Source organism: Yonghaparkia sp. Root332 (assembly GCF_001425665.1).
Classification (GTDB): domain Bacteria; phylum Actinomycetota; class Actinomycetes; order Actinomycetales; family Microbacteriaceae; genus Microcella.
The window spans coordinates 1,403,252-1,419,178 of the sequence record NZ_LMCX01000001.1; the positions used below are offsets into that span (position 1 = coordinate 1,403,252).

21 protein-coding genes and 1 tRNA gene are annotated in these 15,927 nt (G+C 73.2%); 14 read left to right on the plus strand and 8 right to left on the minus strand.

The features are described from left to right. On the plus strand, positions 1 to 1,272 hold the full coding sequence (locus ASC54_RS06725; protein ID WP_055897542.1) for an Nramp family divalent metal transporter: 1,272 nt from the start codon (positions 1 to 3) through the stop codon (positions 1,270 to 1,272). Between the two features lie 42 nt (positions 1,273 to 1,314). On the opposite strand, the gene ASC54_RS06730 is transcribed toward ASC54_RS06725, so the two are convergent. Further along, positions 1,315 to 2,175 carry a DedA family protein gene (locus ASC54_RS06730; RefSeq protein ID WP_082514899.1) on the minus strand — a complete coding sequence of 287 codons (861 nt, stop codon included), beginning with the start codon at positions 2,173 to 2,175 and terminating at the stop codon, positions 1,315 to 1,317. A gap of 89 nt (positions 2,176 to 2,264) precedes the next feature. Beyond that, positions 2,265 to 2,519, minus strand: a complete 255-nt coding sequence (locus ASC54_RS06735) for a hypothetical protein (RefSeq protein WP_055897546.1) — start codon at positions 2,517 to 2,519, stop codon at positions 2,265 to 2,267. Positions 2,520 to 2,673: 154 nt separating this feature from the next. Here ASC54_RS06735 and ASC54_RS06740 point away from each other — a divergent pair, with 154 nt between their 5' ends. Then, positions 2,674 to 2,970 (plus strand): hypothetical protein, encoded by a 297-nt coding sequence (locus ASC54_RS06740; protein WP_156376749.1) that lies wholly within the window; start codon positions 2,674 to 2,676, stop codon positions 2,968 to 2,970. Positions 2,971 to 2,994: 24 nt separating this feature from the next. On the opposite strand, the gene ASC54_RS06745 is transcribed toward ASC54_RS06740, so the two are convergent. Then, positions 2,995 to 3,076: transfer RNA gene (locus ASC54_RS06745), tRNA-Leu, on the minus strand. A 76-nt stretch (positions 3,077 to 3,152) separates the two neighbouring features. Between ASC54_RS06745 and ASC54_RS06750 the strand changes: the two genes are divergently transcribed. Continuing rightward, positions 3,153 to 3,359, plus strand: coding sequence for a hypothetical protein (locus tag ASC54_RS06750; RefSeq protein WP_055856036.1), 207 nt, complete (start codon positions 3,153 to 3,155; stop codon positions 3,357 to 3,359). On the opposite strand, the gene ASC54_RS06755 is transcribed toward ASC54_RS06750, so the two are convergent. Together ASC54_RS06755 and ASC54_RS06760 are read right to left on the minus strand one after the other, a co-directional pair. Further along, on the minus strand, positions 3,360 to 3,572 hold the full coding sequence (locus ASC54_RS06755) for a hypothetical protein (RefSeq protein WP_055856033.1): 213 nt from the start codon (positions 3,570 to 3,572) through the stop codon (positions 3,360 to 3,362). Between the two features lie 73 nt (positions 3,573 to 3,645). Beyond that, positions 3,646 to 5,169 (minus strand): PucR family transcriptional regulator, encoded by a 1,524-nt coding sequence (locus tag ASC54_RS06760; protein ID WP_055856031.1) that lies wholly within the window; start codon positions 5,167 to 5,169, stop codon positions 3,646 to 3,648. A 57-nt stretch (positions 5,170 to 5,226) separates the two neighbouring features. Between ASC54_RS06760 and gabT the strand changes: the two genes are divergently transcribed. From gabT to ASC54_RS06775, 3 genes are all read left to right on the plus strand, one after another. Continuing rightward, positions 5,227 to 6,588 carry a 4-aminobutyrate--2-oxoglutarate transaminase gene (gene gabT / locus ASC54_RS06765; protein WP_055897551.1) on the plus strand — a complete coding sequence of 454 codons (1,362 nt, stop codon included), beginning with the start codon at positions 5,227 to 5,229 and terminating at the stop codon, positions 6,586 to 6,588. A gap of 70 nt (positions 6,589 to 6,658) precedes the next feature. Continuing rightward, positions 6,659 to 8,119, plus strand: a complete 1,461-nt coding sequence (locus ASC54_RS06770; protein WP_055856025.1) for an NAD-dependent succinate-semialdehyde dehydrogenase — start codon at positions 6,659 to 6,661, stop codon at positions 8,117 to 8,119. Between the two features lie 101 nt (positions 8,120 to 8,220). Continuing rightward, positions 8,221 to 8,985, plus strand: a complete 765-nt coding sequence (locus tag ASC54_RS06775; RefSeq protein ID WP_055856022.1) for a type 1 glutamine amidotransferase — start codon at positions 8,221 to 8,223, stop codon at positions 8,983 to 8,985. Between the two features lie 24 nt (positions 8,986 to 9,009). Here ASC54_RS06775 and ASC54_RS06780 read toward each other — a convergent pair whose 3' ends face one another. The 3 genes from ASC54_RS06780 to ASC54_RS06790 all read right to left on the minus strand — a co-directional run bounded on the left by ASC54_RS06780 (position 9,010) and on the right by ASC54_RS06790 (position 10,467). Beyond that, a complete protein-coding gene (locus ASC54_RS06780; RefSeq protein WP_055856019.1) occupies positions 9,010 to 9,786 on the minus strand; it encodes a ZIP family metal transporter in 777 nt (258 codons plus the stop codon). 100 nt (positions 9,787 to 9,886) lie between these two features. Further along, positions 9,887 to 10,222 (minus strand): hypothetical protein, encoded by a 336-nt coding sequence (locus ASC54_RS06785; protein WP_055897554.1) that lies wholly within the window; start codon positions 10,220 to 10,222, stop codon positions 9,887 to 9,889. A gap of 23 nt (positions 10,223 to 10,245) precedes the next feature. After that, positions 10,246 to 10,467, minus strand: a complete 222-nt coding sequence (locus tag ASC54_RS06790; protein ID WP_156376750.1) for a hypothetical protein — start codon at positions 10,465 to 10,467, stop codon at positions 10,246 to 10,248. 166 nt (positions 10,468 to 10,633) lie between these two features. Between ASC54_RS06790 and ASC54_RS06795 the strand changes: the two genes are divergently transcribed. The 8 genes from ASC54_RS06795 (at position 10,634) to ASC54_RS06825 (ending at position 15,923) form a co-directional block, all read left to right on the plus strand. Next, positions 10,634 to 11,860 (plus strand): CpaF family protein, encoded by a 1,227-nt coding sequence (locus tag ASC54_RS06795; protein WP_082514901.1) that lies wholly within the window; start codon positions 10,634 to 10,636, stop codon positions 11,858 to 11,860. Further along, a complete protein-coding gene (locus ASC54_RS06800) occupies positions 11,857 to 12,717 on the plus strand; it encodes a type II secretion system F family protein (RefSeq protein ID WP_055856007.1) in 861 nt (286 codons plus the stop codon). The genes ASC54_RS06795 and ASC54_RS06800 overlap by 4 nt, the downstream gene beginning before the upstream one ends. Beyond that, positions 12,714 to 13,652: a type II secretion system F family protein gene (locus ASC54_RS06805; protein WP_055856003.1), complete on the plus strand. Its 939-nt coding sequence runs from the start codon at positions 12,714 to 12,716 to the stop codon at positions 13,650 to 13,652. The genes ASC54_RS06800 and ASC54_RS06805 overlap by 4 nt, the downstream gene beginning before the upstream one ends. A 90-nt stretch (positions 13,653 to 13,742) precedes the next feature. Next, positions 13,743 to 13,919 (plus strand): hypothetical protein, encoded by a 177-nt coding sequence (locus ASC54_RS13055; RefSeq protein WP_200932278.1) that lies wholly within the window; start codon positions 13,743 to 13,745, stop codon positions 13,917 to 13,919. A 35-nt stretch (positions 13,920 to 13,954) separates the two neighbouring features. Then, entirely contained in the window at positions 13,955 to 14,305 is a 351-nt protein-coding gene (locus tag ASC54_RS06810) for a TadE family protein (protein ID WP_235451401.1), read from the plus strand. Further along, on the plus strand, positions 14,280 to 14,729 hold the full coding sequence (locus tag ASC54_RS06815) for a hypothetical protein (protein WP_055897560.1): 450 nt from the start codon (positions 14,280 to 14,282) through the stop codon (positions 14,727 to 14,729). Before ASC54_RS06810 ends, ASC54_RS06815 begins: the two co-directional genes overlap by 26 nt. After that, positions 14,726 to 15,208, plus strand: a complete 483-nt coding sequence (locus tag ASC54_RS06820) for a pilus assembly protein TadG-related protein (RefSeq protein ID WP_235451402.1) — start codon at positions 14,726 to 14,728, stop codon at positions 15,206 to 15,208. Before ASC54_RS06815 ends, ASC54_RS06820 begins: the two co-directional genes overlap by 4 nt. Positions 15,209 to 15,236: 28 nt before the next feature. Beyond that, positions 15,237 to 15,923 carry a Type 1 glutamine amidotransferase-like domain-containing protein gene (locus ASC54_RS06825; RefSeq protein WP_055855995.1) on the plus strand — a complete coding sequence of 229 codons (687 nt, stop codon included), beginning with the start codon at positions 15,237 to 15,239 and terminating at the stop codon, positions 15,921 to 15,923. The last annotated feature ends 4 nt before the right edge of the window (positions 15,924 to 15,927 follow it).

The following is a 15,927-nucleotide window of genomic DNA, read 5'->3' on the forward strand; positions in this document are numbered from 1 at the left end:
ATGCCGAAAAATGCGACGGATGCCCTGCCTCGCGATCCGCGCCCGGTGAGGGCCGCGCGGGGCGGCCTGCTCGTCGCCCCGCTGCTCGGGCCGGCGATGGTCGCGGGCGTCGCGTACCTCGACCCCGGCAATGTCGCCGCGAACATGACGGCGGGCGCGGCGTTCGGCTACCTGCTCGTGTGGGTCGTCGTGACGGGCAACGTCATGGCGTGGCTCATCCAGTACCTGTCGGCGAAGCTCGGCATCGTCACCGGGCAGAGCCTGCCCGAGGCTCTCGGGAGGCGCTTCCGGTCGCGGTCCACGCGCTACGGCTACTGGCTGCAGGCCGAGGGCGTCGCGATGGCGACCGACGTCGCCGAGGTCATCGGCGGCGCCGTCGCCCTGCACCTCCTGTTCGATCTGCCGCTCATCGTCGGCGGGCTCATCACGGGCGTCGTGTCGATGCTGCTGCTCGTCCTGCAGTCCGAGCGGGGGGCGAAGCCGTTCGAGCGCGTCATCACCGGGCTCATGCTCGTGATCGCCGTCGGGTTCTGCGCCGGGCTCGTCATCGGGCCGCCCGACCCCGCGGAGGCCGCGGCGGGCCTCGTGCCGATGTTCGACGGGGCGGAGTCCGTGCTGCTCGCGACGAGCATCCTCGGGGCGACCGTCATGCCGCACGCCATCTACGCGCACTCGGCCCTCACGCGCGACCGCTTCGGGCTCGTCGAGGCCGGCGTCGAGCGCCGTCTCGTGCTGCGCGCGACGAAGGTCGACGTCACGATCGCGCTCGCGATCGCCGGAACCGTCAACGTCGTGATCCTGCTCCTCGCCGCCGCGAACCTCGAGGGAGTCGAGGGCACCGACTCGCTCGAGGGGGCGCATGCGGCGCTCGGGGCCGCGCTCGGCGAGCCCGTCGCGCTGCTGTTCGCGATCGGCCTGCTCGCCTCGGGCCTCGCCTCGACCTCGGTCGGAGCCTACGCGGGCGCCGAGATCATGCGCGGGCTTCTGCACGTGAAGATCCCGCTGCTCGTGCGGCGCGCGATCACGATCACGCCCGCGCTGCTGCTGCTCGTCATCGGCGTCGACCCGACGCTCGCGCTCGTGCTCAGCCAGGTGGTGCTGAGCTTCGGCATCCCGTTCGCGCTCATCCCGCTCGTGCGGCTCACCGCCGACCGCGCGCTCATGGGCTCGGCGGTCAACGCGCGGCTGACCACGGCGCTCGCGATCCTCGCCGCGGGGCTGCTCATCGCGCTCAACGTCACGCTGCTCGTGCTCGTCGCGACGGGCGCGTAGGCGGGCGCCGTCTGCCGCGGGCGCTGCGGGGCGGATGCCCGGCTAGAGCAGCCCGTCGGGCTTCTCGTGAGCGCCGTCGGGCTTGCCGACGAGCTTGCGCGGGTCTCCGCGTCGAGGGGCGGCCCCGTCGCCCTCGCCGTGCTGCGCGTGATCGCCGCCGTGCCGGGCGTGCGCGGAGGCCTCGTGGCGACCGTCGCGCTGGGGCTCGTCGAGGCGGACGATCTCGACCTCGACCGGAGCGCCGGCGCGCTCGGCGGCCTCCTCCTGCTTGCGCTCGTGGCGCTCCTTGAGCGCGTGGTAGCCGATGCCCGCGAGGGCCATGCCGATGACGGCGAGGAGGACGACCTCGATGTACTCGGTGACGATCTCGGAGACGCCGGGGATGTGCGCGACGCCCCATCCGAGGACGGTGAGCCCGACGGCCCACAGGAAGGCGCCGATCGTGTCGAAGACGAGGAACGTCCGGTAGTTCATCCGGCCCACGCCCGCCGCGACGGGCGCGATCGTCCGGACGACGCCGATGAAGCGAGCGATCGTGATGGCGAAGCCGCCGTACTTCGCGAAGAACGCCTCGGTGCGGGCGACGCTGCGCTTGGAGAAGAACCCGGCCGACTTCTTCTCGAAGATCGCCGGCCCCGCCTTCCGCCCGATCCAGTAGCCGAGGTTGTCTCCGCCCATCGTCGCGAGCATGATCGCCAGCGAGGCGAGCCAGATCGGCTGCGGGATGACGCCCGTGTAGGTGAGGACGCCCGTGATGACGAGGAGCGTGTCGCCCGGCAGCAGGAAGCCGACGAGCAGGCCCGTCTCGACGAACACGATCGCGCACACGACGAGCAGGGCCCAGGGGCCGGCTCCCGTGATGATGCCCTCCACATCGAAGAGACCGATGTCGGTCGCGAGCATGGCGGCTCCGGGTTCGTCGAAGAGGGTGCGGTGATCGATGCTCAGGCTACCGCGCTGAGGCTATGCGTCGGCTTGCGGGAAGGTGACCGTTATGCGGCGGTCGAGTCGCTCGATGCGAGCTCGGAGGCGGGGTCTAATGCGGGTGCCGGCTCGGAATCGCGCGAGCGCTCGAGATGCCACGCGATCGCCCCGACGGTCAGCCACAGCAGGCCGGCCGCGGTGCCGATCGTGAGGCAGCCCGACGCGAACTCAGGGGCGCTGAACGCCAGGGCGAGAAGACCGAGGACGAGGAGCGACAGCGCGATCGTTCCGAGGGCCGTCAGGTACGGGTTGCGCGCGATCATGAGCGAAGCCTACGTCTCTGCGGGCATTGGGAGCGAGGGCTCCAGCGACCCCGGTTCGAGGGTCGCGACACCGTGGGTGGCGGGTGTCGGCGCCGGCTCGTACGCTGGTGCCGCGGTGGCCGGACTGCTCGACTCGAGTCCGGAGGGAGCCTGCGTGGTGCAGCGCGCGAACCACTGGCATCCGCTGCTCGCCGCGGTCGAGCAGGAGCCCGGGCTCTGGCATCTCGCCACGCAGACCGGCCCGTACGCGGTCGTGCGCCTGATCGAGATCGGCGGCGAGCGCGGCTATCGCGCGACGACCTTCGCCGAGCCTCGGCGGCTCATCGGGTATCGCCGCACCCTTCGGGGCGCGTGCGAGGCGGCGCACCGCGACTGGCTGCGCCGGCACGGCCCCGACCCGGGTGCCGAGCAATACCCGGATCTGTCCGGCGGTCGGCGGATGCCGCGGTGATGGCGGAGGCAGGGAGGACCTAGGTGCGGAAGGAGGGACTTGAACCCTCACGCCCGAAGGCACAGGAACCTAAATCCTGCGTGTCTGCCGATTTCACCACTCCCGCTGGTGCGGCGTCAGTCTATCGACGCGCATCCCTCGACCCCCTCGCCGCGGAGCGCCCGCGGGCGTACGATGCGCGCATGGACGCCAGCGAGCCGCAGAGCGGCACCACGGAGACCGGCACCACCCACGATCGTGCGCTGTGCCCGCTGTGCGCGCATCCCATGAGCGAGCACCGGATCGACCATTCGGGCCGCGACGGCATCCTGCACTGCCCCGTGGATCACCTGCCCGAGCCGGACGACCGGCGCCCGCTCAACGAGCTCGGGATGACCCGCAGCGACTGATCAGCGCGCGCCCGGAGGCAGCTTCGGCAGGCCGTCGATGTCGGGGCCCTCGTGCTGCGCGGCGGTCGCGTCGCTGATGACGTCGCGCGAGTCGGGGTGCGCGCCGTCGTCGCCCGGGTAGTGCTGGTCGGTCGTGCGGGCGTCGCCCTCCTCGCGCTCGTCGCGGGGCGGCAGGTGATCGGTGGGCTTCGTCGGTTCGGGGTGCTCGGTCATGCGCACACTGTCCTCCGAGCATCCGTCGCCGTCAACGGGGTCGTCAGCGATCGGCGGCGGGCGGATGCTCCGCTCAGGCCCGCCCGGCCGCGACGAGCGCGGCCCACAGCTCGGCCCGCGCCGGGAACGACCCGAGGTCGCGCCCGAGCAGCTGCTCGGCCCGCTTGACGCGGGCGCGCAGGGTGTGGCGGTGGATGCCCAGCCGGGTCGCCGCCGCCTCGGCCACGGCGTCGGCCGCGAGCCACTCGCTGAGCGTGCGCACGAGCTCGTCGCGCGACCGGGAGTCGTGCTCGTCGAGCGGCGCGAGCACCGAGGCGGCGATGCGGCGCGTGTCGTCGCCCGAGAGCGACGCGAGCACGCCGTCGTCGCGCAGCATCGCGTAGTCGACGAGCCGCTGGTCGCCGTGCGCGCGGTCGGCGGCGCGCCCGGCCTCGTCGACGGCGGTGGAGAGCGCGGCGTACCGGGCGCCGCGCACGAACCCGCCGGTGAGGCGCACGCGATCGGCGAGGTAGTCGAGCACGGGGGTCTCCGACTCGGGAACGATGACGACGACGCGCTGCCCGTCCCGGGCGTGGAACACCGCGCCCCGCGCCCGCTCGGCCCGAGATTCGAGCAGGTCGAGGAGGGCGGCCCGACGCGCTCCGCGCGCATCCACCACCGCGACGGTGAGCGGCTCGGCCGGCAGTGCGCCCCACAGCGCTCGGGAGGTCGAGGCGACGAGGTCGCGCTCGCCGCGCAGGAGGGCGGCGAGCAGGCCCGTGCGGAGGTGGTCGAGCGTGCGGGCGAGAGTGCGGTCCTGCTCGAGCGCGAGGCCGGTCATGGCGACGACGCTCGTGATGACGGCGCGCACGGCATCGTCGTGCTGGCTCGCGGCGCCGACGACGAGCACGCCGCGCAGCGCCTCCGAGCGGCCGACCGTCTGCAGGGCGACGCCGTCGGCGACGACCGCGGCGCGGCGCGCCTCGGCGAGCATGCGGCGCGCCTCCTCCTGCGCCTCCGGGGTGACGGGGCCGCCGTGCACGATCTCGGCGTCGGTGCCGAGCAGGGCGACGGGGGCGTCGACCCGGCGGGCGAGCTCGCCGATGACCTCGGCGAGGCCTCCGGGTTTGAGGGCGGCGACGGCGATCGCGCGCTGCGCCTCGAGGGTCCAGCGCAGCCGCGCGTAGCGCTCGCGCGACTGCGCGTCGGCGACCGCGCGCGCAACGGCGATGAACGGGGTGCGGTACGGCACTTCGAACAGGGCGATGCCCGCGTCGGTGCAGGCGCGCACGAGCGGCTCGGGGGTGCCGGCCCGCACCACCTCGGTTCCGAAGCCGATCGCGGGCACGCCGCGCTCGGCGAGCCGGGCGACCCACGGCGCGATCGCGTCGTCGTCGGCCCACTGCGTGCCCGTCGTGAGCAGGGCGTCGCCGGGGGAGAGGAAAGGCGTCGGGTCGGCGAGATCGCTCGAGTGCACCCACGCCCACGGCCGAGCGAGCGCGGCCTCGTCGGCCCACACCGTGCGGAGGGCGAGGTCGCGCTCGTCGAGCAGCGTGCGCAGCGAGACGGGCATGCGACCCTCCAGAGGCGGGATGTCCACGATGTACAGAGCGGGCATCCGCATTGTACTGATCGGACAGCCGCGATCGCGAGCCCCCGCCCTACGCTGGCCGTCATGAGCATGACCGTCACTGCGCCCGAGTCCCTCGCCGGCGGGCCCTCGCTGCCCCAGGAGCGCCGCCTCGTCACCGCGATCCCCGGCCCCGAGTCGCAGGCCCGCATGGCGCGCAAGACCGCCGCCGTCGCCTCCGGCGTGAGCACGATGATGCCCGTCTTCGCCGTCGCCGCGGGCGGGGGAGTCGTCGTCGACGCCGACGGCAACAGCCTCATCGACCTCGGCTCCGGCATCGCCGTGACGACCGTCGGCAACGCCGACCCCTTCGTCACCGAGGCCGTGCTCGAGCAGGTGCGCCGCTTCACCCACACGTGCTTCACCATCACGCCCTACGACGGCTACGTCGAGGTGGCCGAGGCGCTCAACCGGCTCACGCCGGGCGACCACGAGAAGCGCACGGCGCTGTTCAACTCCGGCGCCGAGGCCGTCGAGAACGCGATCAAGATCGCGCGCCACTACACCGGCAAGAGCGCCGTCGTCGCGTTCGACCACGGCTACCACGGCCGCACCAACCTCACCATGGCGCTCACCGCGAAGGCGATGCCCTACAAGGCCGGCTTCGGCCCCTTCGCGCCCGACGTGTACCGCGCGCCGATGTCGTACCCGTTCCGCGACGGCCTCAGCGGGGCCGAGGCGGCCGAGCGCGCCATCCACATGATGGACCGCCAGATCGGCACCGACCGCCTCGCCGCGATCATCATCGAGCCCATCCAGGGCGAGGGCGGCTTCATCGTCCCCGCGCCCGGGTTCCTCCCCGCGCTGCAGGAGTGGGCGAACGCGAACGGCGTCGTCTTCATCGCCGACGAGGTGCAGACCGGCTTCGCCCGCACCGGCCAGATGCTCGCGAGCGAGCACGAGGGCATCGTCCCCGATCTCGTCGTCATGGCCAAGGGCATCGCGGGCGGCCTGCCGCTCTCGGCCGTCACCGGCCGCGCCGAGATCATGGATGCGCCGCACGCGGGCGGGCTCGGCGGCACGTACGGCGGCAACCCCATCGCCACGGCCGCGGCTCTCGGCACCCTGCGCGCCTACGACGAGCACGACCTGCTCGCGCGGGCTCGCGAGCTCGAGGGGATCATCCGCGACGAGCTCACGGCGCTGCAGTCGCGCGACGCGCGCATCGGCGACATCCGCGGTCGCGGCGCCATGATGGCGATCGAGCTCGTCGACGCCCACGGCCGCCCCGACGCCGCCCTCACCGGCCGCGTCGCCAAGCACTGCCACGCCCAGGGCGTCATCGTGCTCACGTGCGGCACCGACGGCAACGTCATCCGCCTGCTGCCGCCGCTCTCGATCAGCGACGCGCTGCTGCGGGAGGGCATCGGCGTCATCGCCGAGGCCCTTGCCGCGAACGCCGCCTAGGGCCACTCTCGAGACCGAACCGCGGATCGCCACCACCGCATCCCCCCATAAGGAAGATCAGGGAAACGACATGATCAGCGAAGCAGACCTCCTCGCCAAGGTGCCCCGCGGGCTCTACATCGACGGGCAGTGGATCGACGCCGAGGGCGGCGCGACCATGGCCGTCACCGACCCGAGCACGGGCGAGACGCTCGTCGAGATCGCGAGCGCGTCGGTCGCCGACGGCAAGCGCGCGATGGACGCCGCCGCGAACGCCCAGGCGAGCTGGGCCGCGACCGCCCCGCGCGTGCGCGGCGAGCTGCTGCGCCGCGCCTTCGACCTCGTCATCGAGCGCGCGGACGAGTTCGCGCTGCTCATGACGCTCGAGATGGGCAAGCCGCTCGCCGAGTCGCGCGGCGAGGTCACGTACGGCGCGGAGTTCCTGCGCTGGTTCAGCGAGGAGGCCGTGCGCATCACCGGCCGCTTCGGGCAGAACCCCGAGGGCACCGGCCAGATCGTCGTCTCGCACGCGCCCGTCGGCCCGTCCTTCCTCATCACGCCGTGGAACTTCCCGCTCGCGATGGCGACCCGCAAGATCGCGCCCGCGCTCGCCGCCGGCTGCACCTCGATCATCAAGCCCGCGGCGCTCACGCCGCTCACGACGATGTACTTTGTCAAGACGCTCGAGGACGCCGGGCTGCCCGCCGGAGTCGTCAACGTCGTCACGACCGCGAAGTCGGGGGCCCTGTCGGCCGAGATCATCGCCGACCCCCGCCTGCGCAAGCTGAGCTTCACCGGGTCGACCGAGGTCGGGCGCATGCTCATGAAGCAGGCCGCCGACGGGATCCTGCGCACCTCGATGGAGCTCGGCGGCAACGCCCCCTTCGTCGTGTTCGAGGATGCCGATCTCGACAAGGCGATCGATGGCGTCCTGCTGGCCAAGTTCCGCAACATCGGCCAGGCCTGCACGGCGGCGAACCGCATCCTCGTCCAGTCGTCCGTCGCGGACGAGTTCGGCCGCCGCGTCACCGAGCGCGTGGCCGCCATGCGGATGGGCCGCGGCACCGAGGAGGGCGTGCAGATCGGCCCGCTCGTCGACGACAACGCCGTGAAGGGCTCGCACGAGCTCGTCGAGGACGCCGTCGCGAAGGGCGCGACCGTCACGACCGGCGGCGTCATCCCCGACCGCGCCGGCTCGTTCTACCCCGCGACGGTGCTCACGGGCGTGCAGCCCGGCACGCGCCTGCTGAGCGAGGAGATCTTCGGGCCGGTGCTCGCGATCGTGCCGTTCGAGACGGAGGACGAGGCGGTCGAGCTCGCCAACGCGACCGAGTACGGCCTGATCAGCTACGTCTACACGCAGGATCTCGCACGCGGCATGCGCATGATCGACCGCCTCGAGACCGGCATGATGGGCCTCAACGCGGGCGTCATCTCCAACGCCGCGGCCCCCTTCGGCGGGGTCAAGCAGTCGGGCATCGGCCGCGAGGGCTCGCTCGAGGGCATCGACGAGTACCTCACGACCAAGTACACGTTCATCCCGAAGGCGTAAGCCTCCTCGCGGAATCATCGGTTTCCGCCGCCGGGCGCTGTGGTGGCCGCCCGGCGGCGGATCTCTCTCCGGCCGCCACCCGGCCCCGTACGGTGAGGAGCATGACCGTGCCCGACTCGCAGCCCGCAGCGCAGCCCGCCGTCCTCGTCATCCAGCACGACGTCGACGACAACCTCGGCGAGCTCGCACCACCCCTCGCCGAGGCGGGCATCCGCATCGTCATGTGGGATGCCGGGCGCGTCCCCGACGGCGCACCCGCGACCCTCGACGGCTTCAGCGGCCTCATCTCCCTCGGCGCCTACGCGGGGGTCCGCGACGAGGCCGAGAAGGAGTGGATGCCGGTCGAGAAGGCGCTCATGCAGCAGGCGTTAACGCGGCGGATGCCCGTCCTCGGGCTCTGCTTCGGCGCCCAGCTGCTCGCCGCCGCGGCCGGCGCCGCGTTCCGCCCGTCGCCCGTGCCCGAGCTCGGCTGGACCCGCGTGACGCCGACGCCGGAGGCCGCACTCGACCCGGTCGTCGCCCCGCTCGCGGCCGAGAGCGACGCCGACGGCGGTCTCGACGTCTTCCACTACCACTTCGACTCGTTCGAGCTCCCGGCCGGCGCGACGCTGCTCGGAGAGACCGACGGCATCATCGAGGCCTTCCGCGTGGGGGAGTGCGCGTGGGGTCTGCAGTTCCACCTCGAGGTGGGCCTCGCGACCCAGCTCGCGTGGATCGCCGGCGACCGCTCCGGCTTCGAGCGCGTCGGCGCCGACCCGGAGCGGCAGGAGGCGCTGAGCCACGAGAAGTGGCTCGCCTACCGCGAGCGCGCGCACGCGGTCGGTGCGGCCTTCGCGCGCGAGGTGCGTCGCTTCGCGGAGGCCTGAGCCGGGCATCCGACGCCCGGTCGCTCAGCCCAGCTGCGTGAGGGCGAACGAGAGCGCGAAGCCGAGCGCCGCCCACAGCCCGGTGAGCGAGCGGTCGGCGGCAAACGCCTCGGGGATCATCGTGTTCGCGACCATGGCGAGGATCCCGCCGGCGGCGACGGTCGTGACGGCGGCGATGACCTCGACCGGGGCGTTCGCGAGCAGTGCGAAGCCGAGCGCGGCGGCGATGCCGGACGCGAGCACGATGCCGCCCCACACCCCGAAGACGTAGCGAGCGCTGCGGCCCTCGTGGCGCATGCCCGCGGCGCTCCCGAGTCCCTCCGGCAGGTTCGAGACGGCGACCGCGACGAGGATGGGCAGGCTCACCACGCCGCCCTCGGCGAGCGACAGGCCGAGCACGAGGCTCTCGGGCACGCCGTCGAGCAGGGCCCCGACGGCGACCGCCAGGCCGACGGTCGTGCTCGCCCGGGCGGCGGGGTGCGCGTGGATGCCCGGCTCGCTCTGCAGGGCGATCGATCGCTTCCGCGCGCGGGCGCCCTGCCGTGCCAGCAGCAGGTCGGCGATGACGAAGATGATCGCCCCGAGCAGGAAACCGCCGAGCGTCGCACCGAGCCCTCCCGTCTTGTGCGCCTCGAGCACGAGCTCGAAGGCGAGGGTCGAGATGAGCGCGCCGGCGCCGAACGCCATGATGCCGGCGACGACGTTCGCGGGCACGCGGGCGAACCAGCCGATCGCGGCGCCGACGAGCAGGAAGCTCGCGGCGCCGAGCCCCGCGGCCGCGGCGATGAGCACGTCGAGCATGCGGCCTCCCGGGTCCGATGGCGGTGCCCCGACGGCGAGCGCCGGCGGTGCGGAACGCGCCCAGCCTAGGGCCAGGCCGGCCGACGACGAGCGCGATCCGTCAGCGTCGCCTCGCGGCGCGCGATCGGAGGCGTGACAGCCGGTTGGACGTGACGATGGCGATGATGGTCGCGAGCCACACGAGCGCGGCCCCGATCAGCAGCAGCTCGGCCTCGAGCGAGTCGGCCGTGATCGCCTCCGCCAGCCGCGCCGGGGTGGGGGCGCCGGAGAGCCCGACGAGGGTGAGGGTGCGCCCGGTCGCGATGGCCCAGACGACGAGGGTGATCGCGGCGCCCGTGAGCCCCACGGCGAGGGCGATCGGGTACCCGCGGCGCAGGGCGGCCTCGCGGCGGCTGAACTCTTCGACGGTGAGGGTGCGCGGATCGTGCGGAGTCATGGTGTGCGGCGCCACGGCTCCGGTCAGTGCGCCGCCCTGTCGGGGACGGCCGACACGGCGGGCGAGGAGTGGTCGGTCACCGGCTCGGCGCCCGGCTCGACGGCCGATTCGAGCAGGTTCCCGATGCGCCACATCCACACCATGAGCACCACGACCCCGATGGCGAGGACGACCGCGAGCACGCTCGTGAGGCCGCTCAGATCGAGCTCGATCGCCTCCGTCGTCGTCGTCGCGAACGCGCTCATGATGTGCACCTCGGGGGAGTGGGGGCCAGCGGGGAAAAGCGGGGAATGGTCAATAACAGCACATCCGCGCGTAGAACGCACGGGTTTTCTCCATCCTGGGAGAAGACCGGAACGACTGTGGAAAGAGCGGCGGATGCCCGGTGCGCTTCGGGCGACCATGTCGCGCATGTCGACCGCCGTCTCCGCCATCACCGACCGGGTCCGCGAGCGAGTGCGCAGCGAGCGACTCGACCTGCATCGCGATCCCGACGCGGCCGAGCGGCTCGTCCGCGAGGAGCTCCGGTCGTACGCCGAGCGCTCGCTCGCCGGTTCCCTGCCGCAGATCGCCGACGAGGCGCACGCCTTCGGCCAGGTGCTCGCCGGCCTCACCGGCTACGGCCCGCTCCAGCCCTTCTTCGACGACCCGAGCGTGGAGGAGATCTGGATCAACCGCCCCGACGCCGTCTTCATCGCTCGCGCGGGCGTGAGCGAGCGCACCGACGTCCGGCTCACCGACGAGCAGGTGCGCACCCTCGTCGAGCGCATGCTCCAGGCCACCGGTCGCCGCGTCGACCTCAGCTCGCCGTTCGTCGACGCCTCGCTCCCCGACGGCTCGCGCCTGCACGTCGTGATCCCCGACGTGACCCGCTCGCACTGGGCGGTCAACGTCCGCAAGTTCTCGCAGCGCATCGGCGACCTCTCCCGGCTCGTCGAGCTCGGGACCCTCACGCCGCAGGCGGCGGAGTTCCTCCGGATGAGCGTCCTCGCCGGCTGCAACATCCTCGTGTCGGGGGCGACGCAGTCGGGCAAGACGACGATGCTCGGCGCGCTCCTGGCCGGTGCGCGCCCTCGGGAGCGCATCGTGACGGTCGAGGAGACCTTCGAGCTCGACCTCCACGCCCTGGACTGCGTCGCGATGCAGTGCCGCAGCCCGAATCTCGAGGGCACCGGCGAGATCTCCCTCCGTCGTCTGATCAAAGAGGCCCTGCGGATGCGCCCGGACCGCCTCGTGGTCGGCGAGGTGCGCGAGGCCGAGTCCCTCGACCTCCTGATCGCCCTCAACAGCGGCCTTCCCGGCGCCTGCAGCCTTCACGCCAACAGCGCTCGTGACGCCCTCATCAAGCTCTCCACCCTGCCGCTGCTCGCGGGCCGCAACATCGACGCGTCGTTCGTCGTGCCGACGGTCGCGAGCGCGATCGACCTCGTCGTCCACTGCGAGCTCGTGGCGGGCGGCCAGCGCCGCGTGGCGGAGATCGTCGCGCCGACCGGCGCGCTCGAGGAGGGGCGCATCGCGGTCGACACGATCTTCCACCGCGTCGGCGGGCGCCTCGAGCCGACCGGTGCCGTGCCCGCCCGCGGCGAGAAGTTCGCCGCGGTCGGCCTCGATCCGCGGCTCGTCACGGGGGCCGCATGACCCTCATCGCCGCCCTGCTCATGGCAGCAGGGGTCCTCCTCATCGCCTCGCCGTGGCTCTGGCCGGTGCGCGAGGGCGGCCCGGCCTCGCGCGGCGCGCTGCGACCGCTCGCCGAGCTCCTCGCCCGCGCGGGGCTCGTCCACGCCAGTCCGCTCGCCCTGGTCGGCATCGTCGCGCTCGTGGGGGTGGTCGGCGCCGCCGGGACCCTCCTGCTCGTGCCCGTCGCCGCGCTGGCCCCGGTCGCCGGGCTGGTCGCGGCGAGTCTGCCGATCGTCGCGCTCCGGGCGCGGGCGGCGGCGCGGCGCCGAGCGCTGCGGCAGGTCTGGCCCGATGTCGTCGACCATCTCGTGTCGGGCATCCGCGCCGGTCTCGGACTGCCGGAGGCGATCGGCTCCCTCGCGGAGTCGGCACCGGACGCCGTTCGCGCGCCGTTCCGCGACTTCCGACGCGAGTACGCCCGGACGGCGCAGTTCGGGGAGGCGCTCGACGACCTCAAGGAGGCGCTCGCCGATCCCGTCGCCGACAGGATCATCGAGACGCTGCGGATGGCGCGCGAGGTCGGCGGCACCGAGCTGCCCGGGGTGCTGCGCTCGCTCGCGCAGTACCTCCGGACCGACGCCGCGGTGCGCGCCGAGGTGGAGGCGCGGCAGTCGTGGGTGCGCAATGCCGCGCGCCTCGGCGTCGCCGCGCCGTGGGCCGTGCTCCTCCTTCTCAGCACGCGGCCGGAGGCCGCGGCCGCCTACAACTCGGCGGGCGGTGCGGCTCTTGTCCTCGTCGGACTCGGAGTGACCCTCGTCGCGTACCGGCTGATGATCGCTCTCGGGCGGCTGCCGGAGGAGGGGCGGTGGTTCCGATGACGCCGACCCTCGCGCTCGCGGCCCTCGTGGGCGCGGCTCTCGGCACCGGGTTGTGGCTGCTCGCGAGCCTCGCTCCTCGCCTCGGACGACCTCGCCTCACCGCGCGACTGGCTCCGTACCTCGTCGACGTCTCGAGCGAGGCGCGCGCGATGACGAGGCCCCGGAGCTCCGACCCGCTCCCCTTGCTCGGAGCGATGGTCGCGCCCCTCGCGGACGCCCTCGGCCGCACGCTCGACTCGGTTCTCGGCGGCGCGACGGTCATCCGCACGAGGCTGCGCCAGTCGGGTTCGGAGGCGACGCTCCAGAGCCATCGCGCCCGGCAGCTCCTCGGCGCGGCTCTGGGGGGTGCTGCCGGCGCCGGCGCCGCTCTCCTCGCCGGACGCGACGGCGGCGTCCTCATCCCCATCGGGATCGCCGGCCTGGTGGCGGGTGCCATCGCCGGCATCGGTGCGACGGATGCTCTGCTCGCGCGGGCGGCCGCTCGACGCGTCTCGCGCATGACGCAGGAGTTCCCCACGGTCGTCGAGTTCCTCGCCCTGAGCGTCTCCGCGGGGGAGTCGATCCTCGACGCGCTGCGCCGCATCGCCGCGACCGGCTCGGGGGAGCTCGCCGGTGAGTTCGCGCGGGTGGTCTCCCGCGCGGCCGCCGGTCAGCCGCTGCCCCGCGCGCTCGCCGAGCTGCGCGACGACCTCGCGATGCCCGCGGTGTCGCGGCTCGTCGACCAGATCCTCGCCGCGCTCGAACGCGGCACGCCTCTGGCGGAGGTGCTGCGGGCGCACGCCCTCGACGCGCGCGAGGAGTCCAAGCGGCACATCCTCGAGGCCGCGGGCACCCGCGAGGTCGCGATGCTCGTCCCTCTCGTGTTCCTCATCCTCCCGGTCACCGTCCTGTTCGCGGTCTGGCCGGGGCTCATGGTCCTGCAGGTGGGGCTGTGACCGCGCCCCTGCTCGGCCTGTGGACAGCCCTCGTCGCTCTCGTGCGCGGATGCGCATCCTGTCGGCGGCCATCGAACGAAAGGATCCATCATGTCCCGCTGGACGACTCTCACCTCCCGCCTGCGGTCCGAGGAGCGCGGCGACGTTCCCGGCTGGGTGCTCATCACCCTGATGACCGCGGGGCTCGTGATCGTCATCTGGGCTCTCGCTGGTCCGGCTCTGAGCGGGGTGTTCCAGCAGGCCATCGATCGGGTCACCGGCTTCTGATGCGCGCGGGGCGCGATGATCGCGGTTCGGCTCCGGTGGAGTTCGTGCTCGTCGGCACGCTCCTCACGCTCGTCGCCGTGTCCGTTCTGCAGGTCGCCCTGGCCTCGCACATCCGCTCCACCCTCATCGACGCGGCGGCCGAGGGCGCTCGGCACGCCTCCCTCGCCGACACCACGCTCGCCGCCGGCGTCGATCGCACCCGCGACCTCATCTCGACCGCTCTCGGGCCCGCATACGCCCGCGCCGTGACCGCCACGACGAGCGAGTACGCGGGCGCTCCGGTGGTCGTGATCACGGTGCGCGCCCCGCTGCCGCTGCTCGGCCTGGCCGGACTCGACGAGGGGCTGGAGGTGTCGGGTCGTGCGGCGATCGAGCCCCGCGGCTGACGACGCGGGCTCGGCGTCGATCGAGTTCCTCACCGCGGGCATCCTCCTGCTCGTGCCGATCGTGTACCTGGTGGTCCTCGTCGCGACCGTGCAGTCCGCCGCTCTCGCGACGGAGGGCGCCGCGCGCCAGGCCGCCCGTGTCTTCGTCCAGGCGCCGTCGGTGGAGGCGGGGGAGGAGGGCGCCGCGCGAGCGCTCGAACTCGCCCTCGCGGACCACGGCGTGAGCGCCGAGACGCGCGTGACGATCACCTGCACGCCCGCGCCCGCCGACTGCCTCGCCCGCCGCAGCTGGGTGACCGTGCGCATCGATGCCCGCGTGCCGCTCCCGCTCGTGCCGCCGCTGCTGGATGTCCGCGCCCCGCTCGCCGTGCCGCTCGAGGCGTCGGCCACCCAGCAGGTGTCGCGATTCGGGGGACGACCGTGAGCGCGCCGCGGGTCCGCGCGAACGAGCGCACCGCGGTCATCCGGGCTCTGCGGCGCTGTGACGACGGCTCGATACTCCCGCTCATCGCCGGCTTCGCGAGCCTCGGTCTGGTCGTCGTGCTGCTCGTGACGGCCGCCACCTCCCTCTATCTGGAGCGCAAGCGACTGCTCTCGCTCGCGGATGGAGCCGCGCTCGTCGGCGCCGAGTCGTTCGCCCTCGACGACGTCCAGCTCGTGGGGGAGGAGCTGCGGCCGCGCCTCACCTCCGCGGCCGTCGCGCGCGACGTGGTCGCCTACCTGCGCGAGGCGCCGCTGGGCGGGCTCGAGGATGTGCGGCTCGAGCGCGCCGCGACCGACGACGGGGCGACCGCCGTCGTGAGTCTGTCGTCGTACTGGAGGCCGCCGATCGTCACGCTGTTCGTCCCGGAGGGGATTCGCATCGACGTGTCCGCCGAGGCCAGGAGCGTCGTGGCACGATGATCACCACGCCGACGAGAAACGGTCTCCCATGAAGTTCCTCCTCACGTCCTCCGGCATCAGGAATGCGAGCATCGCGGACGCGCTGACCGACCTGCTCGGCAAGCCGGTCTCCGAGTCGCGCGCCCTCGTCGTGCCGACCGGGGTGCACCCCTTCCCGGGCGGGACGGCGAGCGCGTGGGAGGCGATCACCGGCAAGGAGGGCGTCCCGCTGACCGCCCTGGGCTGGAAGTCGATGGGTGTGCTCGAGCTCACGGCGCTCCCGACCATCCGGAGGGAGAACTGGGTCCCCGCCGTCGAGGAGGCCGACGCCCTCCTCGTCTGGGGCGGCGACGTCCTCTACCTCACGCACTGGATGCGCGAGTCCGGCCTCGCGGACCTGCTCCCCGCTCTCGACCTCGTCTACGTCGGCGTGAGCGCCGGCAGCATCACCGTCACTCCCTACAACTGCGATGCCGAGTTCGACCGGGAGTTCGTCCCCGACGGCAGCGACATGGCGCAGGGCGCCGACCGCGCGCTCGGTCTCGTCGACTTCACCCTGTATCCGCACCTGAACGACCCGGACATGGAGGACACGGCGCTCGCGAACATCGAGAAGTGGGCCTCCATGATCCCCGTCCCGACGTACGCGATCGACGACGAGACCGCGATCGTCGTCGTCGACGGGAACGAGCGCGTCGTCTCCGAAGGCGACTGGGTGCTCCTGAACGCCGGCTGAGCCC